Raw genomic sequence first — 23,920 nt, 5'->3', positions numbered from 1 at the left:
AATTCCGGCGCAACCATAGGGAGTGAACGGCGCGAACGCCAGCGTATAGACAGCGCCGGCGCGTCTTTGTGTGACACGTAAATCGCTGGCGGACCGAGACGCGCCAATCAAAGATCAAGCTGCGGAACAGCAGCGAAAGTGGCTAGTGGCGTCGTGCCGCTCAGGATCGCGCGACCGCGCTTGCACCGGCTTCGGCATTGCCACGCTTGGCGACCGTCGTCACCATACGTAGCAATTCGCCGAAATCGAATGGCTTTGCGACATGAGCGGCCATGCCTGCCGCCATGCAGTTCTCGACATCCGACGGGAAAGCGTTCGCCGTCATGCCGATGACGGGGGGAAGCGTGTGCTTCGGCGTCAGGCGACCGATCGCACGCGTGGCTGCGAGGCCGTCCATCCCTGGCATCTGAACGTCCATCAGCACGACATCGAATGTGTCATCCTCGACGCGTGCGATCGCTTCAGGGCCGCTCGCTGCGGTGATGACGTCGTGGCCAGCGCGTCTCAGCACCGCGGATGCAAGCTTTCTGTTCGGTTCGACATCGTCGACGACGAGAACCTTCAGCGGGCGCGGCTCGGCGCCGCCGGCTTCGTTCGCGTTCTGTTGCGCATCGCGATCGCGTGCGGCAATCTCCAGCGGGACTTCGAACCAGAATGTCGAGCCCTCGCCCTCATGGCTTTCGATATCGATCTTGCCGCCGTTGGCCTGGACGATACTTCTGCAAATCGCAAGCCCCAACCCCGAGCCGCCGCGACGGTCGCGGCCATTGTCGAGTTGGCTGAATCTCTGGAACAGGTTCGGTATCAGATCGGCGCGAATTCCGGGACCCGTGTCACGCACGAAAAAGCGGACATTTGCCGACTTCTCTTCCCTGTCGAGAATCTTGGCGCCGACCACGACGGATCCCTGCGACGTAAACTTCACGGCATTGTTCACGAGATTGAGTAGCACCTGGCGCAGGCGATGAGCGTCGGCCGTGAACGTCAGATCATTGAGATCGGGGTCTATTTCAGAACGGATGACCAAACCCTTTTCCCGCCCTTCGGCGAAGAAAAGCGCGACGCAGCCTTCGATCAGCGGCGGAAGCGTGACGCTGCTTTTTATGAACTTCAGCCGGCCCGCCTCGATTGCCGAGAAATCAAGGATATCGTTGACGATCGCGAGCAGCGCCTTGCCCGCGTCTCGCACGATCGACAGATCGTTGGTGTCTTCGCGACTGAGACCTTGGCGCGCGAGCACAAGGCTCGTGTAGCCGATGATGCTGTTCAGAGGCGTGCGGATCTCGTGGCTCATGGTCGCGAAGAATTCGGACTTGGCGTTGGTCGCGCGCTCGGCCTCTTCCCGCGCCATCTTTGCTTCTGCCTCGGAAACCCGGATTTGATCGAGCGCGTGCAGGCGTTCGAGGAACATGCGTCCGCCGACCGCGATCAAAAACAACAGGAACGCGAGGAAGCTTGCCGCGAGAGCGGCGAGAATGAAATTCTTTTCCGCTCCGAGGAGCCCCCATTTGACGATCAAAGGCGCGAGGATCGTGATCGCCGAGACCGCCGCTGCCGCCGGGATCGGCATCAACAGCAAACTGCCGCTCGCCGCCATTCCGACGGTCAGCGCAATCAGAATGATCTGGCGGTTATCATCGAGCCAACCAAGCCACGTCACAGCGAGTGCCGCCCAAGGCAACGAAAGCAGAAAGGCGTAAACGAGCGCGACGTTTGCGTTGCGCACGTTTCGCTGCTTCGATCTCGTCTCAAACTTTCTCGCGTACGTCTGCAGACCGATGCCGGTGCATATCGCCAGCGAACAGATGGTCCAGACAAGAAGCCAGCCGAAAGGAATGGCGCCGACGAATGCGATGAACGCGATGACGGCGTTGATCGCGTACCCGATCATCGCGAACGTCGTCGTGCGCGCGATGCTCGTCATCTGTTCTTTGTAGACGGGGAGCCTAATGAAATGCATGGCGCAGATAATCTTCGATAGCACGAATTGCGCGGCCCCCGGCATCGACAACGGCTGTTGAAAGCTCAGAGTCATGCGGGGCATCTGGATCGTACCGGAGCTGATAGACTAATCGCTCACTGGCCAGTGCAAGCTCTAGAAGGCCAAGCGTTTCAGCCGTCGTCGAGAGATCATGAAGAACCTTGAACTGCGCGGCAGGTGACGCGTCCTTGCATTTCTCGAATTCGTAAAGCCGGTCGCGCAGCACGTCCTGGAAGTCGCCAATGATATCGAGCGCGGCAGCCGTCCCGATCGACTTTCGCATATCCGACAATCGTCGGGTATCGATGAGGGTTGCTGTAGATGTTCCGCCAAATACAGGCATGTCTCGATCAAAAATTCATCAGGTTACAAATCTGCGCTATACTGGGGTATCCTGTCTTACCCCTCAATTAATCCGCACGCCGTCCCCGGCGACGAGCCATCGCGCCCTGCCCTAAAGTCGCAGGCTGGAGCCTTTGTTCCGGCGTTGCGACGCAGGCATAGGATCGCGGCAAGCCCCATTATGTGAGGCGTTTTTCACGGGCTGACGATATTAAATGAATTGTTAGCTATGAAACGCAAATGCGGAGACGCGCCCACGATTGGCGGGCGGATGCCGTCAGGATTTGCTCCGCTTAGCGACTAGTTTGTCGGCGCCGGGGCTCCGGGACTCAATCAATTTCCGTACGACGCGAACCGCATACCAAACTGCGAAGAATGGCGATGCGAGCAGGAGGACCGTAGCGTCAGACGTAAGACGGATACCCCGCACGACGACCCGCGTGACAAGCGCTCTCGGACGCGGACCATATTCATACGGCAATGCAGAGGTTTGAGGCAGCGGCGAACTCTGTTCCTCTCGGTTTGCAACGGGCGTCGGCCGGCGCGCGACCGCCGGTGACAACATGCGCCGTTTTGGCGCCGCGAAACTGCGCGCGCGTTTTTTGAAGAGCGTTCGTTTTTGTGAGAGAGCGCTCGAACTGCGGGGCTTTACGCTTGACTGACCCACAACATCCCCGTTCCGTACCATCGTCGAAGCGCAAACGCGCCCTCGACGATCCTGGTTCCGCGAGATGTCTTTTTTGCGGCCTTCTTCTTACGCGGCAACACCGCGCAGAATGGAGCGTCCGGCGTAAACTGCGACGTCGCCCAGCTCTTCTTCAATGCGGATCAGCTGGTTGTATTTCGCGAGTCTGTCGGAACGCGACAGCGAGCCCGTCTTGATCTGACCGCAGTTCGTCGCAACCGCAAGATCGGCAATCGTCGAGTCTTCCGTTTCACCGGAACGATGCGACATCACCGCGGTGTAGCCTGCACGCTGCGCCATGCTGACGGCGTCGAGCGTTTCAGACAGCGAACCGATCTGGTTGACCTTCACGAGAATGGAGTTCGCGGTCGATTTCGCGATGCCATCCGCGAGGCGTTTCGTGTTGGTCACGAACAGATCGTCGCCGACGAGTTGGCAGCGATTGCCGAGCAGTTCCGTCAGCAGTTTCCAGCCGGCCCAATCGTCTTCCGCCATGCCGTCCTCGATCGAAATGATCGGGAACTTGCTGACGAGGCTTTCGAGATATTTGGCATTGCCGGCGCTATCGAGCGTTTTGCCCTCGCCCGCAAATTCGTATTTGCCGTTCTTGTAGTATTCCGTCGATGCACAATCGAGCGCCAGAGCCACGTCCTCGCCCGGCTTGTAGCCCGCCTTCTCGATCGACTTGACGATGAACGACAGAGCTTCCTCGGCACTCTTCAGGTTCGGTGCGAAGCCGCCTTCGTCACCGACCGACGTCGAGTGACCGGCATCCTTCAAATTCTTCTTCAGCGTGTGGAAGACTTCGGCGCCGATCCGGATCGCATCGGCGCATGTCTCTGCCGCGATCGGCATGATCATGAATTCCTGAATGTCGATCGGATTGTCGGCGTGCGCGCCGCCGTTGATGATGTTCATCATCGGCACGGGGAGAACGTGTGCGTTGACGCCACCGAGATAGCGATAGAGCGGCAGGTTGTTTGAGCGCGCGGCTGCCTTCGCTGCGGCAAGCGACACGCCTAAAATCGCGTTGGCGCCGAGGCGGCTCTTGTTCGCCGTTCCGTCGAGCTTGATCAGAGCCGCATCGATGCCGCGCTGATCCTCGGCGTCCATGCCAGCCAGCGCATCGAAGATTTCGCCGTTCACGGCGTCGACGGCCTTCAGTACGCCCTTGCCGAAATAGCGGTCCTTATCTCCGTCGCGAAGCTCGATCGCCTCGTGCGCGCCGGTCGACGCTCCGGACGGAACGGCGGCGCGTCCCTCGGCGCCGTCTTCGAGGAGCACATCGACCTCGACCGTCGGGTTGCCACGGCTGTCCAGAATTTCGCGGCCGATGATATCGACGATGGCGGTCATGAGAGTTCCTAAATTTTGGCGTTGGTCGGCCCGGGCGGGACCAGAGAATTTGCGCCTGGGTTGTAAACTCTATTACTACAGGAGCAAAGTCCTGCCGGGCGATGTCTCCCTACCCGAACGGCTAGTTAACTGAAAGGCGGAGCGTATGGCGGAAGCGAAAACCTGGACGGGCGGCTGCCACTGCGGCCTGGTTCGCTACGAGGTCGAATCGGATCTTGCAAGTCTGGTCACCTGCAATTGTTCCATTTGCCAGAAGCGCGGATCGATCCTGACATTCGTGCCACTCGCCAAGTTTCGGCTGTTGTCGGGCCGCGAGGCGCTGACGGACTACCAGTTCAACAAGCATATCATTCATCACCTGTTTTGCTCGACCTGCGGCGTTGCTTCGTTCGCGGAGGGCGACAATCCGAACGGAGGCCCGATGGTCGCCGTCAACGTGCGCTGTCTCGATGGCGTCGATGTCACTGCAATGACGCCAACCCAATTCGACGGAAGAAGTCTCTAGACCGTGCCCCAAACGTCTGCCCTCGTCCTTTTTTCAGGCGGCCAGGATTCGACCGTTTGTCTCGCCTGGGCGCTCGACCGTTACGAACGGGTCGAAACCGTCGGCTTCACCTATGGCCAGCGCCATGCCGTCGAACTGGCGCAGCGGCCGGTCATCCGGTCCAAGCTTGCGAACCTCAGCGGCGGATCGAAGCTCGGCGACGACGTCGTGCTCGATCTTCCGGCACTGCAAAGCATAAGCGATACGGCGCTGACGCGTGAAACCGAGATCACCTTCGCCGCGACGGGGTTGCCGACGACGTTCGTCCCAGGGCGCAATCTTTTGTTTCTCACCTACGCGGCGGCGCTGGCGTATCGCCGGGGCATCGGGACGCTCGTCGGCGGCATGTGCGAGACGGATTTTTCCGGCTACCCCGATTGCCGGAATGCGACCGTCCAAGCGCTGGCGCAAGCGCTGTCGCTCGGACTCGATACGCATCTCGAAATCGAGACTCCGCTGATGTTCATCGACAAGGCCGCGACGTGGGATCTCGCGGACAAGCTCGGCGGGAAAGCCCTCGTCGATTTGATCGTCGAAGATACGCACACGTGCTATCTCGGCGATCGTTCGCATCGCCATGTGTGGGGATATGGCTGCGGAACGTGTCCGGCCTGCGAGCTTCGCGCCAAGGGATGGAACGAATGGCAGGCTCGGACGAGTTGAAGCGCGGCGTCGAGCTGGCGCTTAATGGCGATTGGGAGGCCGCACACGCCATCGCGCAGCAGAGCGAGAGCGATCCGGACTTCTGCTGGCTGCACGCCTGCCTGCACAAGATTGAAGGCGATCAAAGCAACAGCCGCTACTGGTACGCCAAGGCGGGGCGGCGGTTCGAGGATTTCAGCGAAACCGGCGACGAGTTGCGCGCTCTGCTTGCGTCGCTCGCCTGAGAGAAATCAGAACTCGAAGATCAGGCACGTCGTCGTGGCGTGCGCGAGCAGTTTGCCGTTGGCATCCGACAGGCGGCCTTCCGCCGTTGCGCCGCGCCGACCTCGGCTCAGCAGCGTTCCTTCGGCCCGGACGATGCCGGTTTCCTTCGTTAGAGGGCGCAACAACGAGACCTTGAATTCCATCGTCGTAAAACCGGTGCCCTTGGGCAGCGCGGAGAGCACGGCGCAGGCCATGCACGAGTCGAGCAGCGTCGCGGTATATCCGGCGTGCACGGTACCTATCGCATTGTAGTGCTCGAACACGGGCGTCGAGACGAACACGGCGCGCCCCTGCTCCACTTCGGCGAGTTCCAGGCCGAGCGTCTTCGCGATCGGCATTCCCGGCAGCTCGCCGCGCTGCATTTTCTGCAAGTATTCGAGGCCCGTCATCGAGGCGAGCAGCTCGGGGCTAACAACGACTGTCGAAACGTCAGGGGGCTTGCTAGCTGTCATGGCGGCCGCTCGTGGCTTGCTTACGAAAACGCGCAACCGGCAGCGGATACGCCGCGCGAGATTCACGGCTCCGGTGCTTCGTGTCCACCCTTAACTTGGCCCGGGCAAAGGAATCGCAGGTCCACACGCTTCATACCGCTGAAGCAAAGAGCCGTGGGCCAGATTCGCGGCAGCCGAGGTGAGACAACCCATCTCGTCGACTTTGATTCCTCGCAAATGGCGTCGCGAACGATCCGGCTATGCTCGCCGATACGCTCTGCACCGATATAGCCATTTGGAAATTTAACGCTGGGCCGACGGCAGCGCCGCGCCGCATTTGCAGGAAACACAATGGATTTTGCCGAACTGATCGCACAGGTGACGAGACCTGCCCCTCCGAAGGAGCTTGCGTTGCAACTGTTGCAGCGTTCGCGCGAACCGGCGCTCGCGTTGCAGCTCTTCGCCGCCGCGTCGAAGATCCGCGACGAGACGATGGGCAAAACGCTGTGGTGGTCGGCCGGTATCTCGTCGATGATGCCCTGCCGGGTCGAGCCGCTCTGCACATACTGCACTTATTTCACGGTCAAGTCGTTTCCGCTCGATGAGCTGGTTGCGTCGGTGAAGGCGATCGAAGATCTCGAAATCCGTCATCTGCATCTTTCCGGCGGCACCGATCTCGCGGGCTACGACAACGAACTCTGCGAAGCCGTCAATGCGATCCGCGACGTCTCGTCGATCGAGATCGAAATCAATCTCGGGCCATCGCTGACGCGAAACGGCGTGCGGCGGTTGAAGCAGCTCGGCGTCGCCAGCATTACGAGTTCGCTGGAAACGTTCAATCCCGAGATCTTCGCCAAGGCAAAACCTGGCGACAGCCTGGACGCCAGGAAGGCATTGATCGAGATGTGTCAAGACGAGGGGATGCCCGTGCGCAGCATGATCCTCGTCGGTCTCGGCGAAAGCGAGGCTGACCGGATCGACCATCTCTATTGGCTGCTGCAATTCCCTCGACTCTATCATCTGCGCTTCTCGCGCTTCATGCCTTATCGAGGCACGTCATGGGAGGACCACCCGCGCTGCTCGCCCTGGGAGGTCGCACGCCTCGTCGCGGTGGCGCGCCTCCTGATGCCGCATGTCGACCTTGGCCTCGCCGCTGGCAACAGCCCCGACGACATCCCGCTCTGGTATGCCGCGGGCGGCGGCAATCAGGTGCTCGGCGCGTCCGTCTCCATGCGCCAGGGCAGAGTGAAGGCCCAGCCGGGAGAGACCGTCATTCCGGTCACGGATCGGGTATCGCTGGTCAGCCGCATGGGACACATCGCGCAGTTCGTTCGCGGTCTTGGCCGGGATATCGGCTCGGCGGCTCCGCAACTGCGCTAAGCCTCGGCGGTCTCGAAGCCTGCGACCTTAACTTGACTTGGCGCGCCGCGGGCCTAGGTATCGCGCCATGTATGCCGTCAAGGAAATTTTCTACACCCTTCAGGGCGAAGGCACGAACGCCGGACGGCCGGCGGTTTTCTGTCGCTTCGCGGGCTGCAACCTGTGGACCGGCCGCGAGGTCGATCGCGCCAGGGCTGTCTGCCAGTTCTGCGATACGGACTTCGTCGGCACTGATGGCGAAGGCGGCGGGCGCTTCCACACCGCAGACGATCTGGCGCGGGCGTGCCGGGCCGCGTGCGGTTCGGATGGCGACATGCTTGTCGTTCTGACGGGCGGCGAGCCCATGCTGCAAGTCGACCAGGAGCTGGTCGATGCCCTGCACGCACGCGGCTTCACGATCGCCATCGAAACGAACGGCACGCTGCCCGTGCTCGAGACGATCGACTGGATCTGCGTGTCGCCGAAAGCCGGTTCGCAACTTCAGCAGAAGCACGGCCACGAGTTGAAGCTCGTCTACCCGCAGGAGGGTGTCGATCCGGCGGACTATGCGGGTCTCGCCTTCGAAACACGTTTTCTGCAACCGATGGACGGGCCGGCGCGCGAAGCCAACACGCAGGCGGCCGTCGCCTATTGCAAGGCGAACCCTGGGTGGCGGCTATCGTTGCAGACCCATAAACTGCTCGGAATTCCTTAATTTAACGGCTTTCCGCGCCAGCTTGCCGCGAACGCTGCCGACCGCGCGGGGTGGCGCGGCCCGGCGAAATCCCCTATTTCAGCGCGATGCAAATCTACAAAGACTTCAGGTTCGAGGCGGCGCACTTTCTGCCCTCCGCAGCGCCGGGCACCCCGAATGCGCGCGTGCACGGGCACTCGTTCCGCGCTCGCGTCGTCGTCGAGGGCGAGCCCGGCCGCGACACGGGCTACATCTTCCATTTCGATGAGCTGTCGTCGGCATTGCGCGAGACGGAGGAAGACCTCGATCACCGCATGCTGAACGATATCGAAGGCTTGAGCGCACCGACGCTCGAGCGCATTGCGATGTGGATCTGGAACCGCTTGTCGAACCGCGTGCCCGGTCTCGTTCAAGTCGAAGTGCATCGCGACAGCTGCAATGAGGGCTGCGTCTATCGCGGACCTTCGCGCTCAACTCAACTCGCGGCGGAGTAAGGACCATGGCTCGCAAGCCGCAGGTGAAACAGCTTGGCCGTAATGTCGGTCTGCCGCGCGATCCGGACGAAGCGGAACTCGAACGCGTCGCAAATCCGCATGCCGACACGCATTACGCAGCGAGATTTACAGCGCCCGAATTCACGTCGTTATGTCCGGTCACGGGACAGCCGGACTTCGCGCATCTCGTCATCGACTACGTTCCGAATGCGTGGCTTGTCGAGAGCAAATCGCTGAAGCTCTATCTCGCGTCGTTTCGCAATCATGGGGCATTTCACGAGGATTGCACCGTGGCGATCGGCAAGCGCATCGCGGCGCTGATCGAACCGCATTATCTCAGGATCGGGGGATACTGGTATCCGCGCGGCGGCATTCCGATCGACGTATTCTGGCAGACGGGCACGCTTCCCAAAGATGTCTGGCTTCCCGATCAAGGCGTCCAAACGTACAGAGGACGAGGCTGAGCCTCGTCCTCTGCATAAATCCGTCGCTTACGGATCGCTCGCTACAGATTATCTGTAGTAACGGTGATGACGGTAGTGATGACGGTAGTAGGGACGATAGTAGTTGTGACGCCAGCCGTAACGACGGTAGCTGTAACCCCACGGGCGATTATACCCACGATGCCGCCAGTTATGGCGATGGCGCCAATTGCGGCGGTAATACTGCGTTTTTTCGACCAGCGAGTTGCCGGCCTTTGCGCTCGACTGCAGAGCCGAGACATTGCTGCCGATCGTGGCAGCTTGCGAGCCGGTCGCGGCAAAGCCGAAGCCTAACGCCATGGCGACTGCCAAAAATAGTTTACGCATCGATTTCTCCTAAGCTGAGTGTGTCGTGAGCTTTCGTTCGCCGTGCATCAGTTCGAGTTCTAGTTGCGCAACGAACAACCCCGCTTCTGTTGAACGCTACAGCACGATCTGCGCTGCACGTTGTGTTCTAGGAGACGCCCGAGAACATGTTTGTTGAACTCATCAACAGGCGTCATCCGTCGGTCTTTCGTATCGCCGACAAAGATCCCTACTTTGTGACGCGCGGTTAAACGACAGCTGAACGTGTCTGCGACTTGGAGCGACAGGTGCTCCCGCAGATAGATCATTTTCTGAGAAGCAAATCATTCTGGCGGCGCGCGATCCTCGGGGAGTGGGATGAATTCCTGTTCATCGCCGAGGACAATATCAAACTTGGCTTGCCGCCAATCGTTCCGCGCTTCGTTGATGCGCTCCTTCGAACTCGACACGAAATTCCACCAGATATGGCGCGGACCATCCATCGGTTCGCCGCCTAAAAGCATCAGGCGGGCATTCGTTTCCGCCAGGATGGAGATGCGGTCGCCGGGCTTGAAGACCAGAAGCTGGCCGCTCTCGAACGACTCGCCGGCGATATCGATACGGCCAGAGACGACGTAGACGGCGCGCTCGTCATAGCCGGGATCGAGCGGCAGAATCGAACCCGGCGCGAGGACCGCTTCGGCATAGAAGCAGTCGTGCGGAAAGCTCGCGGGCGACGTCGCGCCGTACAGCGATCCGACGACGAGGCGAACGCGTTTGCCCTCGCCTTCAAAGCGCGGAAGTTCTTCGACGGCATGATGCGCGAACGCCGGAGCGGTTTCCTCGTGCGACTTCGGCAAGGCCATCCAGGCTTGAATGCCGAAAAGGTTCTGGCCGTCGGCGCGGCGCTCCAGTCCGGTTCGTTCGGAATGAACGATGCCGCGTCCGGCCGTCATCAGGTTGACCTCACCCGGCCGGATCGCCAACGCCGATCCGAGACTGTCGCGATGCATGATCTCGCCATCGAACAGATAGGTGACGGTCGAGAGCCCGATATGCGGATGCGGGCGGACGTCGATACCGCGACCGGCGAGGAACTGCGCCGGACCCATCTGATCGAAGAAAATGAAGGGGCCGACCATCTGCCGTTTTGCCGACGGCAACGCGCGGCGCACCTCGAACCCGCCGAGGTCGTGGGCGCGTGGAATGATGACGTGCTCGATCGCGTCACACGACTTGGCGTCGCCCGGGATGGGATCGTTGTCGGTCAGCCAGCTCATCGGTGCTCCTTCCTGCCCGCCAACCAGATGAAGGCGGCTGTCGGCAAATCGCGGTAAGTTCCGGCGTTCATCTTATTACGTTTTCGTATCGGTTCAGCGCTTCCTGCGCATGCGAGGGATGAGTAAAAGGCGTAGGCCATTTATGGAACCCATCTCATGAAACGCCTGATCGCCACGATCGTTCTCCTGCTTCCCCTCGCTCCGCTCTCTGCGTACGCGCAGAAGATCGACTGCGAGAACGCCTCGTCCACCGTCGAAATGAACTTCTGCGCGGAGAAGGATTTCAAGGCGGCCGACAAGGATTTGAACGTCGCGTACGCCAATGCTGTCGCGTTCATCAAAGAACGCAAGCTCGACAAGCCCTATGACTCCGCGAGCTTCGAAGAGGCGCTGCGCGTATCGCAACGTGCCTGGCTCGCCTTTCGCGACGCCGACTGCAGGGACCTGATCGCCCAGGAATGGAGCGGCGGTACAGGGACGGCCGCGGCCAGCCTCGAATGCATGACGGCCAAGACGCAAGAGCGGACCAAAGAACTCAAAGACCGTTACGAGGAACATTGACCGGTTCGGAAGACAGGCTTTCCGCCCCGCGGTAGATCTGTCGCCGTAGAGGGGAAAACTCTGCCGCAAGCGCCGTGGCCGCCACCGATCCGACGTTATTGCCTCTTTAAACGAGGCCTTATCGTCAGACCGCTGCCAAGGTGAGTGATGGCACTCACTGGCCGTTGGCCGGTCAAAGGAGACACATGTCCATGAAGCCGTCGCTCGCCACAACGTCCTCAATTCTCGCAGCCGCCGTCGCGGTCGTTGCGGGCGCCAGCATCGAGGCAAAGCCCGCTGCCGCCGCTCCCAAGATCACGCTCGGAACGCTGACGTGCAAAGGCCACGGCGGGGTCGGCCTCATCCTCGGCTCGAAAGAACAGATGCGCTGCGTGTTCACGACGGCCGTCAGCGCGCGCCGGCATCCGTACATGGCGACGATCACGAAAATCGGCGTCGATATCGGCTTCACGGGCGAAAGCACGCTGGTGTGGACCGTTCTCGGCACGACCGTCGACATCGCGGAAGGTGCGCTTGAAGGCGGCTACGGCGGGGTTACCGCAGGCGTAGCCGTGGGCATCGGCGCCAATGCGAACGCGCTTGTCGGCGGCTCCGGCAAATCGATCGTTCTGCAGCCCATCAGCGTCGAAGGCCAGACGGGCCTCAACCTCTCCGCCGGCGTCGCCGGACTGACGCTAGAGCGCGGCTAGTCAGACGATAAGCAGCGCCACGGTGCTTTCAGGTCGCGGACCACATTCGGTACGCTAGATTTTAAGGTCACGCATGAAAGCTGTTCGGAGCGAATTATCTTCGCCGCAATACTTTAAAAAGAGCTGCTGCTCACGTTCGATCGCCACATTCCTGTCGCCAGGTTGCTCGCCGTTGACGGTTCTCGCGTCACTTTCCGCTTGAACTGCGTCAAGCCAAAGCTGCCGCAAGTATGCAGTAACAAATCCATCAAATAAAAAATGTGATCGGTTCCATGCGTCAATCACCAAGCGAAGTTCGCCTAAGTTCGGACGCCCATCTCTAGCCCAGAAGCCAAGAAATTTTTCCACATCTCGATAGACTGCAAAACGCTGGTCGAAGAGCGCTGCTCGATTGCTCTTCCTTGACTCAAGTAGAGCGAAGCCAGAAAGAACTATGGCAAAAATACTTAGTAGAATTGTAAGAGTTGAAGCAACGTCCATTTCGCCACCGCCTCTTTGTCTGCCACGCGCTCACCGCAAATCGGGCGGGATAGCTTCGGCGGCGAGGGATTTCAGAGCGTCGTCGAGGCTCATCACGGTCTGATCCTGTGAGCCGAGACGGCGCACGGAAACTTTCCGCTCTTCCGCTTCGCGCTTGCCGACAACGAGCAGCACCGGAACTTTCGCCAGCGAGTGCTCGCGCACCTTGTAATTGATCTTCTCGTTGCGAAGATCGGTCTCGACGCGCAGGCCCAGCGCCTTCGCCTTCTGAGCGACCTCGTTGGCGTAGTCGTTCGCGTCCGACACGATCGGCGCGACGACGATCTGCAGCGGCGCGAGCCACAGCGGGAAATGTCCGGCGAAGTTCTCGATCAGGATGCCGGTGAAGCGTTCGAGCGACCCGAACATCGCGCGGTGCACCATCACCGGCGTTTTCTTCTCCGAGTGCTCGTCGATGTAGAACGCGCCAAGTCGTCCGGCGAGGTTGAAGTCGACCTGGGTCGTACCGCACTGCCAGTCGCGGCCGATCGCATCCTTCAAAACGTATTCGAGCTTCGGACCATAGAACGCGCCCTCGCCAGGCTGGATTTCGGTCTTGATCAGCCCGTTCGAGCGCCGCTTGACCTCGTCAAGCACATCGCCCAGCGCCTTCTCGGCCTTGTCCCACAACTCGTCCGCACCGACGCGTTTCTCGGGCCGGGTCGAAAGCTTGATGACGATGTCCTCGAAGCCGAAGTCCTTGTAGATCGAGAGCATCAGATCGTTGATCTTGAGGCATTCCTCCATGATCTGATCTTCGGTCAGGAAGATGTGCGCATCGTCCTGGGTGAAGTGGCGCACGCGCAGCATTCCGTGCAGCGCACCCGACGGCTCGTAGCGATGCACCTTGCCGAACTCGGCGATGCGATACGGCAGGTCGCGATAGCTCTTCAAACCGTTCTTATAGATCTGCACGTGGCCAGGGCAGTTCATCGGCTTGCAGCAGAACACGCGCTCGTCCGGCAGGACGGTCGTGAACATGTTCTCACCGTAGTTCTCCCAATGACCGGAGAGTTCCCAGAAGTGCTTCTCCATCATGTCGGGAGAATTCACTTCCTCATATCCGGCGCGCTGCTGCTGACGGCGCATATAGGCGATTAGAGTCTGGAACAGCGTCCAGCCCTTGGCGTGCCAGAAGACGGAGCCCGGCGCTTCTTCCTGGAAATGGAAGAGATCCATCTCGCGGCCGAGCTTTCTGTGGTCGCGCTTCTCGGCTTCCTCGAGCTGATGCAGGTAGGCCTTGAGTTCATCCTCGGTCGCGAAGGCGGTGCCGTAGATGCGCTGCAGCTGCGGATTGTTGCTGTCGCCGCGCCAGTAGGCGCCCGCGAATTTCATCAGCTTGAACGCCTTGCCGATCTGGCCGGTCGAGGTCATGTGCGGACCGCGGCAGAGATCGAGCCATTCGCCCTGCTTGTAGATCTTCAGGTCTTCGCCAGCGGGGATCGCGTCGACGAGTTCGATCTTGAAGACCTCGCCCTTGTCGCGGAAGAACTTCTTGGCGTCATCGCGCGACCAGAACTCTTTCGTGAACGCCGCGTTCTTGGCGATGATCTCGCCCATCTTCTTTTCGATCTTCGGAATGTCTTCCGGCTCGAACGGCTGCTGCTTGGCGAAGTCGTAGAAGAAGCCGTTGTCGATCACCGGTCCGATGGTCACCTGGGTTCCGGGCCAGAGCGACTGCACGGCTTCCGCCATGACGTGTGCGGCGTCGTGCCGGATCAGCTCCAAGGCTGCCGGATCGGTGCGGGCGACGAAATTGATCGAAACGTCTTTGTTGATCGGGTCGGCCAAATCCGACAGCACGCCGTCGAGTTGCATAGCGACGGTTCGCTTGGCGAGCGATGGCGATATGGATTTGGCGATTTCGAGGCCCGTCGTTCCGGCTTTGACCTGGCGCTGTTTGCCGTCGGGGAACGTAATGGTGACGTCGGTCATGTCGGGCCTCCTGTGCTCACTCGCCGCCAACGGGCGCGGCGTAAGACGATGTCGGAACCGCTAATGGGGGCACCGCCGGTTCAAGTCAAGGCGTCTTAACGGCTCGTGAATTGTCGGGCTGCCTCAGACGTTGCCGAAGTCCTTACGGGACCGACGCAATTCTAGGCATTCGCAAAGGCCAATTCTTACGCTTCTGGCGTAGCGTCAGTCTCTCAAATCGGGGGAGCCGCCGTGTCAGCCGCAAAACTTCTCATCCGCAAGCGGATGGTCAACATCCAGGGCAAGGTGCGCCCGACCTGTTTCGTGCAGGCGGTTGTCGACCCCGCCGTGCAGGCTGCGCTCGAAACGCATTTCATGACCGAGACCTTGTTCCGCCGCGCCGCCTACTCGCAGAGCTGGCCCGAGGGGACGATCAAGATCCCGCCCGCGGTCGCGCCGTCGCTCGCCGCGTTTCTGAAAAACGACGCCTGCCCGGAGATCACGGTGAAAACCATTCTCGCGGGACAATTATATCAGGGCGCCAATGCCTGGGAGATGATGTGCTTCGAGCTGATCGCGAAAGTCGCGTTCGACAATCTGCTCGAACTGATGCGCAGCGTCATGCAGCTCGATCGCGATGTTTTCTTTCCCGGGTCGGCTCACGACCTTTCGGCTTTCGAGGCCGATGCAGCGTCGGACGCTTCGGGGACTCAGTCGTCGGTGGCAGCCGCCTGAGCGTGCCGTCCCCATCGCCCGTAGCGCCACGGCGCAAACGGGTGGCGATCGGCGCGAATGTCCGGCACCGGATCTATTCCGTGGGTGCCGCCCGGTCCGCAGCGCAGGAAGCGGGATAGCGTCAGCCAGAAGCCACGCCACGCACCGTTGAGTTCGATGGCCTCTAACCCATACTGCGAGCACGTCGGCCAGTGGCGGCATTGGCCACCGACCAGCGCTTTGAACGTGACGCGATAAACGTGGATCGGCGCTTTCATCAGCGCCTTTGCTATGCGGCTCATCGAGATTCGAACGGGCTGGCAGCTGACAGACACAGCCCTCAGCAAAGCCCATGTTCCTGCAAGAGCGCAAGTGCGGAGCTTGCGGGGCCTTCACCCAAAGCGAAATCTGGACTGCGAGGAAGTTTTTACGGCTGCGGCGAGGCGGGAGTCGCCGGGGCTGGTGATTTCGAATCCGATGGCTGAGCGGCAGCGGCCTTGGCGGCTTCGGCGTCTTTGCGAGCCGTCTGAAGCTCGGTGTTCAATGTCTCGATCTGCTTTTGAAGCAACACGACCGCTGCCTCGGCATCCGCCTTGGCTTTTTCGGCCGCCGCCCTGGCGTTTTCAGCGTCGGCTCTCGCCTTTTCCAGCTCCGCCTTGCCTCTGTTGGCGTCGTCCAAAGCACGGCCCGACTTCGCCTGCTGGTCTTCCGTCGCGGCCAGCTTCGATTTCAGATCCTGAATTTCCTTGTCCAGGCCCTGCGTTTTCGCTTCGAGTTCGGTGACCTTCGCCATCGCCGTCGAAACGTCGGCCTTGCCTTCCTCGACCTGACGCAGGGCGTCGGCCTCGGCGGTTTTCAAGCGCGCGATTTCTTCTTGCGAGGTTTTCCGCTGACCGAGCGCGTTGTCGACCTGCTTTCTCAACGCGTCGGCTTCGCTCTTGAGGGTGGAGAGCTGCCCTTCGGCCGACGTCTTGCCCTGGATGCCGTAAATCGCGAGCACGGCGAGGACGGCGATCGCGCCCCATTTGATCGCGCCGATAGGCGAATGGCTATCGCTGCCCGGTTTAACGTTGTCGCCGCTAGACGCCATCAACACTCTCCATTCCCTTCATGCCGCGCCGCTCCCTATGCGTGATCCAAGGGCGAACGCGCGCAACCCCGTAGGGCATACCCGCAGGCGCGAAAGACTTCCACTCCCAGTTTTCCCGTTGAGGCGGAACACGCATGAGACAATGTCGCGGGAAGAAATGCTGCTCGGGACCAAGACGCAAAATATCGGAAAAGCGAGCCTTGCTGATGAGCATCGAAGCGAGGCGCCGAATGTTTTTGGCGTAAAGGTTATTGCCCGGCGACTGCTGCGTCGCGCCCGGCGGCGATATCGTCGAGCGCGCTTTCAACAGCATCGAACACAAGCAGGGTCGATGCGTGGCGAGCCTTGTAATTGCGGACGGGCTCGAGCGTTGCGAGGTCGGCCCAGCGCCCGGCCGGCGGAGGGCCGCCGTCCTTCAACATGGCGCGCATCTTTCTGGCGACGGCGTGAAGCTCATCGGGCGTCGATCCGACGATTTCCCGCGCCATGACGGAGGCCGAGGCCTGGCCCAGCAGGCACGCCTTGACCGATTGTCCGTAATCGCTGACGCGGCCGTCCCGGAGCGCCAGATCGATGGTTACGGTCGAGCCACAGAGCTTGGAATGGGCCGTCGCCCGGGCATCGGCGTGCTCCAGGCGTTCGGTGTGCGAAATCGCACCTGCCAGCTCCAGAATGCGCGTGTTGTAGATTTCGTCGAGGTCGGCCATGGAAACCTATGGTTCACCGACGCCGCGCATCGACACTCGTCCAAATGCCCGGCTCGTCGTATATAGGGCCTCCTATATAGGGTACGCCGGCCGCCAATGCGAGGACCGGCGTTCGCTCGCAACGCCACGGATCACATGAAAAAGCTCACCCTCCCGACGCCCGTTACCGCGCTGTCGCCGCGCCGCCCGTCGCGCGCCGAGGCCGAAGAGGCCGTGCGCACGTTGATCGCCTGGAGCGGCGACAATCCGGCGCGTCCGGGACTGGAGAAAACCCCGGAGCGGGTGGCGGAAGCATTCGGGGAATACTTCAAAGGCTACAAGCAGGACGCGCTGGCGGAACTTGCGCAGACGTTCGAAGATCCGTCGGGCTACAACGAAATGGTGCTGCTGAAGGATATCGCCTTCGAGAGCCATTGCGAGCACCATATCGCGCCCTTCTTCGGCACCGCGCATGTCGCCTATTTGCCGTCGGACCGCATCGTCGGATTGTCAAAGATCGCGCGCGTCGTCGATATCTTCGCCCGGCGTTTGCAGACGCAGGAAAGTCTTACCGAACAGATCGCGACGACGCTCGAGGAAGGGCTTCAGGCGAGAGGCGTCGCGATCATGATGAGCGCGCGCCATCACTGCATGGCGGCGCGCGGCGTTCAGCAGCGTGACGTGGCCACCGTCACGTTTCGTTTTCTCGGCGAGTTCGAGCGCAATTCGGCGCTACGCGATCGCTTCATGGCGGTGGTCCGCGACTAGCCGCCGTTCCGCAACAGGATCCACATGACTGATACGAGCAAAAGTTCGCCCGCGCTTCGGCCCGGCGAGACGATCGAACAAACGTCGTCCTTTCTTCCCAAGTTCGGTTCCGACGGACTGATCCCCGCCATCGTTTCCGATGCGACATCGGGCAACGTTCTGATGTTCGCGCACATGAACGAACAAGCGCTTCAGCAAACGATCGCGACCGGGCTCGCGCACTTCTGGAGCCGGTCGCGCGGCAAGCTCTGGAAGAAGGGCGAGGAGAGCGGCAATCTTCTCTCCGTCAAAGAAGTCAGAACCGATTGCGATCAGGACGTCGTCTGGCTTCTGGTCGATGTCGAAGGCGACGGCGTTGCGTGCCACACGGGCGCGCCGTCCTGTTTCTATCGCCGCCTCATCGCATCGCCGGACCCGTCCGCAAGCCTGAGCCTCGAGCCCGCTGGCCTGCCGCTTCACGCCGATCACGATTGACGTTCGGCGTCGGCTTCGAGTTGCCTCAACTACAATAGGCATTGCCGGCGGCGTTCATCGATCGCTTACCTCTTGGTAGCGGCGTCTTAATGCGCCCGCGGTAGCATTCCCCAAAAGGAAAGACCTCAAAGGCCATCGCGCTTCGACGCGTTCCGCCCGAGACGGTCGGGAGTGCCACATGCCGGGGATGTCGGACGTAAAGGTCGGATTGGCGTTAGGCGGAGGCGCGGCGCGAGGCTGGGCCCACATCGGCGTCCTCAAGGCGCTGGCGCGAGCCGGCATTCAACCTGATATCATCGCGGGCACGTCGATCGGCGCGGTCGTCGGCGGCTGCTACTCAGCGGGCCACCTCGATAATCTCGAACAGTGGGCGCTCGACCTGACGCCGAAGCGGATCTTCGGATATCTCGATTTCAACCTCGCAGGCACCGGCCTGATCAGCGGCCAGCGGCTTTGCGGACGTCTCGAACAGCATCTCGGCGACTGCAATATCGAAAGCCTGAAAACGCGTTTCACCGCCGTTGCAACGGAAGTCGGCACGGGGCACGAGCATTGGCTGTCTCGCGGGCGGCTCGTCGATGCCGTTCGCGCGTCCTACGCGCTGCCCGGCGTGTTCAAGCCGGTCAAGGTCAACGGCCGCTGGCTGTTCGACGGCGCGCTGGTCAATCCGATCCCGGTTTCCGTGTGCCGCGCGCTTGGCGCGAGGTACGTCATCGCAGTCAATCTCAATTTCGATATCCTCGGGCGCGGCAGCGTCATGTCGATGCCGGAAGCGCTCTATCAGGAGGAAGAAGCGCAAAGTCTCGCGGTGGATGAAGACGCGCGCACGGATAAGGCGACGACCGGCGTTCGCGCGTTGCTGCATCGGCAGTTCTTCGGGCGTGGCGACGGAGCGCCGGGAATCTCGACCGTCATGGTCGATGCGTTCAACATCGTGCAGGACCGCATCGCGCGATCTCGTCTCGCGGGCGATCCGCCGGACGTGATGATCTCACCCAGATTGCAGGATGTCGGGCTTTTTGATTTTCATCGCGCCAAGGAGGCGATCGAACGCGGCAGCCAGGCGCTCGAACGTCAGCTCGACGATATCGTTCGCGAGATCGGAACGCGAGAAAAGAAACGCGCGCCGAGCGTCGAGGAACGCGGGCGCGCGCTGTCCATGTCGTCTTCGAGTGCGCTTCAGCCGGTCGCCAAGTAGCCGCGCATCGCGGTCACTTCCAACTCGACCTCAGCGGTGTGATGCTTGACGATATCGCCGATCGAAACAATTCCGATGAGAGCGTCGTCGTTGATCACCGGCAGATGACGGAAACGGCCGCGCGTCATCGTATCCATGATCTCGTCGATCGTGCAGGTTTCCGAGCACGATACGACGTTACGGGTCATGCCACGACTTGCGGGCATTTTCAGCGCTTCCGCACCATGCTCGGCGATCAGACGAATGATGTCGCGCTCTGAAATGATGCCGACGACCTTGCCGGTCTCGCCAACGATAACGATGGCGCCAATCTTGCGGCTCGACAAGCGCAGCGCGATTTCCTGAATTGTATCTTCCGGCCGCGCCGTCATCACACCGCGCGCCTTTGACTTGAGTATCTGTCCGATAATCACAGCTCCAGCCTCCTTTTCTGGAAGGCCGTACCGAATACAGCGGACGATATGCGCCCTGATGTTTATGGCGCTGTCCGGTATCTGGCCGGCTTCCGCAGCGTCTCCCACTGTATGTCCGCTCTTGGCGGCGAACTGCATTGAAGGCTGAGGCAAATTTGTCGCGAATGCAAGCACTCAATCGAATTCGGACGCAGGCGGAGCAGTGTTTTGCGTTGCAGCATCAAAAGCGCCGAATGCGAATAGGCCGAATACATATCCGCCGATATGCGCTTCCCATGCAATCGCGCCACTTTCACCGAATTTGCCAAATCCTACAATTGCCAGGAGATTTACGCCGACGAATACGAGCGACGCGAGAACGACGCGGCGATCCTTCAGACTTTGCGCGAGAGACATGCGCGGAATCGATCGCGGTTGCTCGCGAAGCAAATAGCCTTCGCGGCGATCAATGGCGTTGAACAGGAACCGCATCACGCCGCCCATCATCGCGGAGATGGCGCCGGACGCGCCGATCACCGGTGCGGCGAGGCCGGGATTGAACACGAGAAACAGCAGCGCGCCTGCGAGCCCGCCCATGATCGAGAAGGCGAGAAAGCGCAGGCTGCCAAGCCGCGCGCAAAGCACGGAGCCGAATGCCAGAAGCCACGCCGCATTAAATCCGAGGTGCATGATGTCGGCGTGCACGGTCATGTGGGTGATCAGCGACGTGATCGACGCGGTGTCGCCTCCGGGCAGCTGGGAAGCGAAGCCCGCATAGCGCGCCGGGATGAACGCCAGGGCGAGAACCCACCATTCGTACTCCAGCGGGCTCAGAAGCGAGAGCGCGACATGAACGGCGATCAAGACGGCGAGCGTCGCAAGCACTCCGCCCGGCACATTGAAGATTGGTTCTCGCTTGGTCACGTGCTTCCCACTCTGACGGCTGGAGCGTTCGCCGCTCCCCGGCCTCGTTAAGGTTCATGTCGATCGCAGGCGCGTTAACCGGCGGCGGGCGCCGGGCTCCTCCCCGATGGCATGAAGGATGCTCCCTCGTCCACAGCTCCGATACTCGCCGCGACGGCGTGTACCGGAATGGCACGGCTCAGGCCGATACCTTAGCCAACAGGACGGGCGCATGCTCATGCAAGAATCTGTCAGTCAAGCGCTCTATTCTTATTGGAATAGTCTCCGCGGCGACCGTGTGGCGCCGAAGCGCTTCGAAATCGAGCCGTCGTGCATCTCGGGAAATCTGCCCGACACATTTATCCTGGAACGCGTCAGCCCATCGAGCCTGCGCTTCCGCCTCGCCGGAACCCGCATCTGCGAGGCGTTCGGCATCGATTTTCGCGGCGTCGATCTGTTCCGGCTTTTCGAGGATGGCGACGCGCGCATCATCGCGCAGCAGATCGCCAGCGCCTCGGAGGGCGCCGTCTGCGTGTTTCGGATCAGCGCCGGCAGCACGAGCGGACTGTCGACCGAGTTCGAGCTTCTGATTTTGCCGTTGACGCACACGCGCGACACCATAGATCGCTTCCTCGGTGCGCTGACGCCGGTCGCGAGGCCAAACTGGCTCGGAACCGTCGCGCTGACCCAGCGCAAGCTCCTCAGTCATGAACTGATCTGGCCAGACGGCGTCGCACTTCCTGCAGAGCAAGGCAGCAATATTCCCGCCCTGATGCCGACGATCCGCGAGGCGAGGATCGTCCGCTCGAACCGCCGTCAATTCAGGGTTTACGAAGGCGGTCTCAGCCGCGTCGATAACGACTGATCATTTTGGTTCAAAACTAACCTTTCGGCGCGTTAAGGGCGCCGAGCACCCACATCGCAGCCGATTATGACGCGCAAATTAGAAGTTCATTAAGGACCGTTCCTCATAGTTGAGGCGGGTCGTCTCCGAGCCGCTCGCGGCCGATGTCCCAACCAGGTTTTTCAGGACCTCAAGGACCGGCAATGGCCGCGTATTCGACAACACTCCGCGAACCTTTGCGCCCCCAGGACGCAGCCGTCGCGCGCGACATGCGCCGGCATCGCCGTTTGCCGTTGTCACTGGCCGGACGCTTCATGCGCGCCGACCGAAACGAATTCAACTGCCAGCTTGAAAACATCTCCGTCGGCGGCGCGGCTGTCGTCTCTCCGCATGCGCCTGAAATCGGCGAGCGCGTCATCGCCTATTTCGATCACCTCGGAGGCGTCGAAGGCGTCGTCGCGCGCCACACGCCCGATGGTTTTGCTTTCAGTTTCAAAGTCACCGAGCACAAGCGGGAAAAACTCGCAGCACAGATTATGTGGCTCATCAACCGGAGTGACTTCCCGGAAGAAGCCGGCCGCTTGCACGAGCGCGTCGGAACTCGCGGGCGACGAACGACGTTGAGGGTCGAAGACGTCATCATCGACGTGGAACTGCTCGATCTTTCAGCATCGGGCGCGTCGCTCGGAACGCCGGCGCGACCGCCGCTTGGGAGTTTTGTCGTGGCCGGCAAAACCAGGGCGATCGTTCGGCGACATCATGCACAGGGCATCGGGGTGCAATTCTTGACTCTGCAATCTCCCGAGGCGCTGCGCGACAGTTTTCCATAATCGTTTTGCGTTGGTTGTGTGATGCCCCAAATCGCCCGCCGAGTTGCCAAAATCTCGAAGTTAAATTTTTATACGTTTTTAGCTCGAATGCCGATGACAGCATTCATGCTAAAAACAAGTGTTTCGCGTAGTGTATCGTACCGTGTTCGAGGGCGTATCATGATGTACGGTAGCGTGGCCATTGGCGTGGCCTTGAGTTTTGTGGCCATGGCTATGCCGGCGGCGGCGCAGCACCTTGCCATTGTCAGTCCGGCAGCGAAGCGCGCTCCGGAATTCATGCGGATCTACGGCAGCTCGCAGCCTCCTTATGGCTTCGTCTCGTTCTGCGAGCGGGAGCCGGCGGAGTGCGTCTCCAAGAATTACACCGACGCGCGCATCGAGGCGACGCCGGAGAATCTGAGCGAGCTCGACGTCGTCAATCGCACGGTCAATCATGAGATCGAACCGGCGACCGATATGGAAGTTTACGGCGTCACCGAATACTGGACGCTGCCGAAGACGCGCGGCGATTGCGAGGACTATGCGCTTCTCAAGCGCCACCGTCTGATCGCACGCGGCTGGCCGTCGAGCGCGTTTCTCATGACGGTCGTTCGCGACGAAAAGAACGAAGGGCATGCGGTGCTGACCGTGCGCACGACGCTCGGCGACTACATTCTCGACAACAAGATCGACGTCGTCCGGCTGTGGAACCAGACGCCGTACCATTACGTGATGCGGCAATCGTTTGTTGATCCGAAGGCGTGGGTCTCGCTCGATCCGAACGATGCTACGACGCCGGCGGCGATTGCGGGCGTTCAGTCCACTCCGGAACCCACCGAGTTTCAGGGCATCGAAGTCTTTCCCTGAAACTGGCCGTGAAGCTGGCCCTGCTCGAACAATCAGTCTCGCCTCTGCCGTCGGCATCGGGCGAGACTTATGATGTTTGCCCGATAACGCGATTGGCGTCAGGACGCCTGCGGCTTTAGCCCGGCGGCAAAGCGCTTCCAGTTGGCGACGTAGCGTCCGGCGCCGCGCTGAAAGCGCACGATTTCGTCATCGCTGATCTGACGGACGATCTTTCCCGGCGAGCCCATCACCATCGAGCGCGGCGGAATTTCCTTGTTCTCGGGGATCAGAGTATTCGCACCGATGACGCATTCGTTACCGATCTTAGCCCCGTTCAGAATGATCGAGCCGATGCCGATCAGGCTGCCGCGCCCGATCGTACAGCCGTGCAGCATGACCATATGGCCGATGGTGCAATCGGCGCCGATCGTCAGCGGAAACCCGGGATCGGTGTGCAGCACGCAGCCGTCCTGCACGTTCGAACGCTCGCCGACCGTGATCCACTCGTTGTCGCCGCGCAGCACCGCGCCGAACCAGACGCTGGCCTCCTCCTCCAGCTTTACCTTGCCGAGCACCACCGCGTTGGGCGCGACCCAGAAGGAACCGCTGGCAGGCGTTGCAACGTCAACGCCGTCCAGGTTGTAGAGAGTCAT

At 60.9% G+C, this 23,920-nt stretch carries 30 protein-coding genes; 16 read left to right on the top strand and 14 right to left on the bottom strand.

What is annotated here, in order from left to right; translation table 11 throughout:
- Nucleotides 1–160: 160 nt before the first annotated feature.
- The 3 genes from HYPGJ_RS05655 to eno form a co-directional block, all read right to left on the bottom strand.
- Nucleotides 161–1,960, bottom strand: coding sequence for an ATP-binding protein (locus HYPGJ_RS05655; RefSeq protein ID WP_159108283.1), 1,800 nt, complete (start codon nucleotides 1,958–1,960; stop codon nucleotides 161–163).
- Nucleotides 1,947–2,264: a hypothetical protein gene (locus HYPGJ_RS19075; protein ID WP_046846262.1), complete on the bottom strand. Its 318-nt coding sequence runs from the start codon at nucleotides 2,262–2,264 to the stop codon at nucleotides 1,947–1,949. The genes HYPGJ_RS05655 and HYPGJ_RS19075 overlap by 14 nt, the downstream gene beginning before the upstream one ends.
- Before the next feature lie 813 nt (nucleotides 2,265–3,077).
- On the bottom strand, nucleotides 3,078–4,364 hold the full coding sequence (eno, locus tag HYPGJ_RS05645) for a phosphopyruvate hydratase (RefSeq protein ID WP_046846261.1): 1,287 nt from the start codon (nucleotides 4,362–4,364) through the stop codon (nucleotides 3,078–3,080).
- A 145-nt stretch (nucleotides 4,365–4,509) separates the two neighbouring features.
- On the opposite strand from eno, the gene HYPGJ_RS05640 reads away from it, so the two are divergent.
- From HYPGJ_RS05640 to HYPGJ_RS05630, 3 genes are read left to right on the top strand one after another with little or no spacing between them, the layout of a single operon-like run.
- A complete protein-coding gene (locus HYPGJ_RS05640; protein WP_013215731.1) occupies nucleotides 4,510–4,869 on the top strand; it encodes a GFA family protein in 360 nt (119 codons plus the stop codon).
- Nucleotides 4,870–4,872: 3 nt separating this feature from the next.
- Nucleotides 4,873–5,571 carry a 7-cyano-7-deazaguanine synthase QueC gene (queC, locus tag HYPGJ_RS05635; RefSeq protein ID WP_046846260.1) on the top strand — a complete coding sequence of 233 codons (699 nt, stop codon included), beginning with the start codon at nucleotides 4,873–4,875 and terminating at the stop codon, nucleotides 5,569–5,571.
- Nucleotides 5,550–5,795: a hypothetical protein gene (locus tag HYPGJ_RS05630; protein WP_046846259.1), complete on the top strand. Its 246-nt coding sequence runs from the start codon at nucleotides 5,550–5,552 to the stop codon at nucleotides 5,793–5,795. Before queC ends, HYPGJ_RS05630 begins: the two co-directional genes overlap by 22 nt.
- A gap of 6 nt (nucleotides 5,796–5,801) precedes the next feature.
- Here the strand turns inward: HYPGJ_RS05630 and HYPGJ_RS05625 are convergent, their stop codons facing one another.
- Nucleotides 5,802–6,287, bottom strand: a complete 486-nt coding sequence (locus HYPGJ_RS05625) for a PaaI family thioesterase (protein WP_046846258.1) — start codon at nucleotides 6,285–6,287, stop codon at nucleotides 5,802–5,804.
- Nucleotides 6,288–6,617: 330 nt separating this feature from the next.
- Here HYPGJ_RS05625 and HYPGJ_RS05620 point away from each other — a divergent pair, with 330 nt between their 5' ends.
- From HYPGJ_RS05620 to queF, 4 genes are all read left to right on the top strand, one after another.
- On the top strand, nucleotides 6,618–7,646 hold the full coding sequence (locus HYPGJ_RS05620) for a radical SAM protein (RefSeq protein WP_046846257.1): 1,029 nt from the start codon (nucleotides 6,618–6,620) through the stop codon (nucleotides 7,644–7,646).
- A 67-nt stretch (nucleotides 7,647–7,713) separates the two neighbouring features.
- A complete protein-coding gene (gene queE, locus HYPGJ_RS05615; protein ID WP_046846256.1) occupies nucleotides 7,714–8,340 on the top strand; it encodes a 7-carboxy-7-deazaguanine synthase in 627 nt (208 codons plus the stop codon).
- Nucleotides 8,341–8,390: 50 nt separating this feature from the next.
- Nucleotides 8,391–8,813: a 6-carboxytetrahydropterin synthase gene (locus HYPGJ_RS05610; protein ID WP_013215737.1), complete on the top strand. Its 423-nt coding sequence runs from the start codon at nucleotides 8,391–8,393 to the stop codon at nucleotides 8,811–8,813.
- 5 nt (nucleotides 8,814–8,818) lie between these two features.
- The gene (gene queF, locus HYPGJ_RS05605; RefSeq protein ID WP_046846255.1) at nucleotides 8,819–9,277 is read left to right on the top strand and encodes a preQ(1) synthase; all 459 of its coding nucleotides are present in this window, start codon (nucleotides 8,819–8,821) and stop codon (nucleotides 9,275–9,277) included.
- Nucleotides 9,278–9,325: 48 nt separating this feature from the next.
- On the opposite strand, the gene HYPGJ_RS05600 is transcribed toward queF, so the two are convergent.
- Both HYPGJ_RS05600 and HYPGJ_RS05595 read right to left on the bottom strand, forming a co-directional pair.
- Nucleotides 9,326–9,622 carry a hypothetical protein gene (locus tag HYPGJ_RS05600; RefSeq protein ID WP_046846254.1) on the bottom strand — a complete coding sequence of 99 codons (297 nt, stop codon included), beginning with the start codon at nucleotides 9,620–9,622 and terminating at the stop codon, nucleotides 9,326–9,328.
- Between the two features lie 302 nt (nucleotides 9,623–9,924).
- Nucleotides 9,925–10,860, bottom strand: coding sequence for a pirin family protein (locus tag HYPGJ_RS05595; RefSeq protein ID WP_046846253.1), 936 nt, complete (start codon nucleotides 10,858–10,860; stop codon nucleotides 9,925–9,927).
- A 156-nt stretch (nucleotides 10,861–11,016) separates the two neighbouring features.
- Between HYPGJ_RS05595 and HYPGJ_RS05590 the strand changes: the two genes are divergently transcribed.
- On the top strand, nucleotides 11,017–11,421 hold the full coding sequence (locus HYPGJ_RS05590) for a lysozyme inhibitor LprI family protein (protein WP_046846252.1): 405 nt from the start codon (nucleotides 11,017–11,019) through the stop codon (nucleotides 11,419–11,421).
- Nucleotides 11,422–11,606: 185 nt separating this feature from the next.
- Nucleotides 11,607–12,110 (top strand): DUF992 domain-containing protein, encoded by a 504-nt coding sequence (locus tag HYPGJ_RS05585; RefSeq protein WP_244466020.1) that lies wholly within the window; start codon nucleotides 11,607–11,609, stop codon nucleotides 12,108–12,110.
- A 54-nt stretch (nucleotides 12,111–12,164) separates the two neighbouring features.
- On the opposite strand, the gene HYPGJ_RS19070 is transcribed toward HYPGJ_RS05585, so the two are convergent.
- The gene (locus HYPGJ_RS19070) at nucleotides 12,165–12,590 is read right to left on the bottom strand and encodes a hypothetical protein (RefSeq protein WP_143440496.1); all 426 of its coding nucleotides are present in this window, start codon (nucleotides 12,588–12,590) and stop codon (nucleotides 12,165–12,167) included.
- Between the two features lie 30 nt (nucleotides 12,591–12,620).
- The gene (thrS, locus tag HYPGJ_RS05580; RefSeq protein ID WP_083984041.1) at nucleotides 12,621–14,564 is read right to left on the bottom strand and encodes a threonine--tRNA ligase; all 1,944 of its coding nucleotides are present in this window, start codon (nucleotides 14,562–14,564) and stop codon (nucleotides 12,621–12,623) included.
- Between the two features lie 231 nt (nucleotides 14,565–14,795).
- Here thrS and HYPGJ_RS05575 point away from each other — a divergent pair, with 231 nt between their 5' ends.
- A complete protein-coding gene (locus tag HYPGJ_RS05575; RefSeq protein WP_046846250.1) occupies nucleotides 14,796–15,278 on the top strand; it encodes a hypothetical protein in 483 nt (160 codons plus the stop codon).
- On the opposite strand, the gene yidD is transcribed toward HYPGJ_RS05575, so the two are convergent.
- From yidD to HYPGJ_RS05560, 3 genes are all read right to left on the bottom strand, one after another.
- Complete coding sequence (gene yidD, locus HYPGJ_RS05570; protein WP_046846249.1) at nucleotides 15,254–15,559, bottom strand: membrane protein insertion efficiency factor YidD; 306 nt, start codon at nucleotides 15,557–15,559, stop codon at nucleotides 15,254–15,256. The genes HYPGJ_RS05575 and yidD overlap by 25 nt on opposite strands.
- A 125-nt stretch (nucleotides 15,560–15,684) precedes the next feature.
- Complete coding sequence (locus HYPGJ_RS05565) at nucleotides 15,685–16,347, bottom strand: hypothetical protein (protein WP_046846248.1); 663 nt, start codon at nucleotides 16,345–16,347, stop codon at nucleotides 15,685–15,687.
- A 248-nt stretch (nucleotides 16,348–16,595) separates the two neighbouring features.
- Nucleotides 16,596–17,054, bottom strand: coding sequence for an iron-sulfur cluster assembly scaffold protein (locus tag HYPGJ_RS05560; RefSeq protein ID WP_046846247.1), 459 nt, complete (start codon nucleotides 17,052–17,054; stop codon nucleotides 16,596–16,598).
- A 135-nt stretch (nucleotides 17,055–17,189) separates the two neighbouring features.
- Between HYPGJ_RS05560 and folE the strand changes: the two genes are divergently transcribed.
- The 3 genes from folE to HYPGJ_RS05545 all read left to right on the top strand — a co-directional run bounded on the left by folE (nucleotide 17,190) and on the right by HYPGJ_RS05545 (nucleotide 19,473).
- Nucleotides 17,190–17,801, top strand: coding sequence for a GTP cyclohydrolase I FolE (gene folE, locus HYPGJ_RS05555; RefSeq protein ID WP_046846731.1), 612 nt, complete (start codon nucleotides 17,190–17,192; stop codon nucleotides 17,799–17,801).
- A 24-nt stretch (nucleotides 17,802–17,825) separates the two neighbouring features.
- Nucleotides 17,826–18,275 (top strand): phosphoribosyl-AMP cyclohydrolase, encoded by a 450-nt coding sequence (gene hisI, locus HYPGJ_RS05550; RefSeq protein ID WP_046846246.1) that lies wholly within the window; start codon nucleotides 17,826–17,828, stop codon nucleotides 18,273–18,275.
- Between the two features lie 178 nt (nucleotides 18,276–18,453).
- The gene (locus tag HYPGJ_RS05545; protein ID WP_046846245.1) at nucleotides 18,454–19,473 is read left to right on the top strand and encodes a patatin-like phospholipase family protein; all 1,020 of its coding nucleotides are present in this window, start codon (nucleotides 18,454–18,456) and stop codon (nucleotides 19,471–19,473) included.
- Here HYPGJ_RS05545 and HYPGJ_RS05540 read toward each other — a convergent pair.
- Nucleotides 19,455–19,886 (bottom strand): CBS domain-containing protein, encoded by a 432-nt coding sequence (locus HYPGJ_RS05540; RefSeq protein ID WP_046846730.1) that lies wholly within the window; start codon nucleotides 19,884–19,886, stop codon nucleotides 19,455–19,457. The genes HYPGJ_RS05545 and HYPGJ_RS05540 overlap by 19 nt on opposite strands.
- Nucleotides 19,887–20,060: 174 nt before the next feature.
- Nucleotides 20,061–20,789, bottom strand: coding sequence for a rhomboid family intramembrane serine protease (locus HYPGJ_RS05535; protein ID WP_046846244.1), 729 nt, complete (start codon nucleotides 20,787–20,789; stop codon nucleotides 20,061–20,063).
- A 217-nt stretch (nucleotides 20,790–21,006) separates the two neighbouring features.
- On the opposite strand from HYPGJ_RS05535, the gene HYPGJ_RS05530 reads away from it, so the two are divergent.
- The 3 genes from HYPGJ_RS05530 to HYPGJ_RS05520 all read left to right on the top strand — a co-directional run bounded on the left by HYPGJ_RS05530 (nucleotide 21,007) and on the right by HYPGJ_RS05520 (nucleotide 23,288).
- Nucleotides 21,007–21,633 carry a PAS domain-containing protein gene (locus HYPGJ_RS05530; protein ID WP_244466019.1) on the top strand — a complete coding sequence of 209 codons (627 nt, stop codon included), beginning with the start codon at nucleotides 21,007–21,009 and terminating at the stop codon, nucleotides 21,631–21,633.
- Between the two features lie 182 nt (nucleotides 21,634–21,815).
- Entirely contained in the window at nucleotides 21,816–22,442 is a 627-nt protein-coding gene (locus tag HYPGJ_RS05525; RefSeq protein WP_046846242.1) for a PilZ domain-containing protein, read from the top strand.
- A 207-nt stretch (nucleotides 22,443–22,649) separates the two neighbouring features.
- Entirely contained in the window at nucleotides 22,650–23,288 is a 639-nt protein-coding gene (locus HYPGJ_RS05520; protein ID WP_244466018.1) for a transglutaminase-like cysteine peptidase, read from the top strand.
- A 98-nt stretch (nucleotides 23,289–23,386) separates the two neighbouring features.
- Here HYPGJ_RS05520 and HYPGJ_RS05515 read toward each other — a convergent pair whose 3' ends face one another.
- The gene (locus HYPGJ_RS05515; protein WP_046846240.1) at nucleotides 23,387–23,920 is read right to left on the bottom strand and encodes a gamma carbonic anhydrase family protein; all 534 of its coding nucleotides are present in this window, start codon (nucleotides 23,918–23,920) and stop codon (nucleotides 23,387–23,389) included.

The sequence above is a fragment of the Hyphomicrobium sp. GJ21 genome (genome assembly GCF_001006785.1).
Classification (GTDB): Bacteria; Pseudomonadota; Alphaproteobacteria; order Rhizobiales; family Hyphomicrobiaceae; genus Hyphomicrobium_B.
This window is presented reverse-complemented; position numbering and strand designations above follow the sequence as displayed.

Bases quoted from the DNA above. Each gene is read 5' to 3' on its own strand.
- HYPGJ_RS19075 (WP_046846262.1), bottom strand. From the start codon at position 2,264: ATGCGAAAGTCGATCGGGACGGCTGCCGCGCTCGATATCATTGGCGAC.
- HYPGJ_RS05630 (WP_046846259.1), top strand. From the start codon at position 5,550: ATGGCAGGCTCGGACGAGTTGAAGCGCGGCGTCGAGCTGGCGCTTAAT.
- HYPGJ_RS19070 (WP_143440496.1), bottom strand. From the start codon at position 12,590: ATGGACGTTGCTTCAACTCTTACAATTCTACTAAGTATTTTTGCCATA.
- HYPGJ_RS05565 (WP_046846248.1), bottom strand. From the start codon at position 16,347: ATGGCGTCTAGCGGCGACAACGTTAAACCGGGCAGCGATAGCCATTCG.
- queF (WP_046846255.1), top strand. From the start codon at position 8,819: ATGGCTCGCAAGCCGCAGGTGAAACAGCTTGGCCGTAATGTCGGTCTG.
- HYPGJ_RS05590 (WP_046846252.1), top strand. From the start codon at position 11,017: ATGAAACGCCTGATCGCCACGATCGTTCTCCTGCTTCCCCTCGCTCCG.
- HYPGJ_RS05640 (WP_013215731.1), top strand. From the start codon at position 4,510: ATGGCGGAAGCGAAAACCTGGACGGGCGGCTGCCACTGCGGCCTGGTT.
- HYPGJ_RS05515 (WP_046846240.1), bottom strand. From the start codon at position 23,920: ATGACTCTCTACAACCTGGACGGCGTTGACGTTGCAACGCCTGCCAGC.
- HYPGJ_RS05655 (WP_159108283.1), bottom strand. From the start codon at position 1,960: ATGCATTTCATTAGGCTCCCCGTCTACAAAGAACAGATGACGAGCATC.
- HYPGJ_RS05620 (WP_046846257.1), top strand. From the start codon at position 6,618: ATGGATTTTGCCGAACTGATCGCACAGGTGACGAGACCTGCCCCTCCG.
- HYPGJ_RS05560 (WP_046846247.1), bottom strand. From the start codon at position 17,054: ATGGCCGACCTCGACGAAATCTACAACACGCGCATTCTGGAGCTGGCA.
- HYPGJ_RS05600 (WP_046846254.1), bottom strand. From the start codon at position 9,622: ATGCGTAAACTATTTTTGGCAGTCGCCATGGCGTTAGGCTTCGGCTTT.
- HYPGJ_RS05520 (WP_244466018.1), top strand. From the start codon at position 22,650: ATGGCTATGCCGGCGGCGGCGCAGCACCTTGCCATTGTCAGTCCGGCA.
- thrS (WP_083984041.1), bottom strand. From the start codon at position 14,564: ATGACCGACGTCACCATTACGTTCCCCGACGGCAAACAGCGCCAGGTC.
- HYPGJ_RS05595 (WP_046846253.1), bottom strand. From the start codon at position 10,860: ATGAGCTGGCTGACCGACAACGATCCCATCCCGGGCGACGCCAAGTCG.
- eno (WP_046846261.1), bottom strand. From the start codon at position 4,364: ATGACCGCCATCGTCGATATCATCGGCCGCGAAATTCTGGACAGCCGT.
- HYPGJ_RS05585 (WP_244466020.1), top strand. From the start codon at position 11,607: ATGTCCATGAAGCCGTCGCTCGCCACAACGTCCTCAATTCTCGCAGCC.
- yidD (WP_046846249.1), bottom strand. From the start codon at position 15,559: ATGAGCCGCATAGCAAAGGCGCTGATGAAAGCGCCGATCCACGTTTAT.
- HYPGJ_RS05530 (WP_244466019.1), top strand. From the start codon at position 21,007: ATGCAAGAATCTGTCAGTCAAGCGCTCTATTCTTATTGGAATAGTCTC.
- HYPGJ_RS05525 (WP_046846242.1), top strand. From the start codon at position 21,816: ATGGCCGCGTATTCGACAACACTCCGCGAACCTTTGCGCCCCCAGGAC.
- folE (WP_046846731.1), top strand. From the start codon at position 17,190: ATGAAAAAGCTCACCCTCCCGACGCCCGTTACCGCGCTGTCGCCGCGC.
- HYPGJ_RS05625 (WP_046846258.1), bottom strand. From the start codon at position 6,287: ATGACAGCTAGCAAGCCCCCTGACGTTTCGACAGTCGTTGTTAGCCCC.
- HYPGJ_RS05545 (WP_046846245.1), top strand. From the start codon at position 18,454: ATGCCGGGGATGTCGGACGTAAAGGTCGGATTGGCGTTAGGCGGAGGC.
- queE (WP_046846256.1), top strand. From the start codon at position 7,714: ATGTATGCCGTCAAGGAAATTTTCTACACCCTTCAGGGCGAAGGCACG.
- hisI (WP_046846246.1), top strand. From the start codon at position 17,826: ATGACTGATACGAGCAAAAGTTCGCCCGCGCTTCGGCCCGGCGAGACG.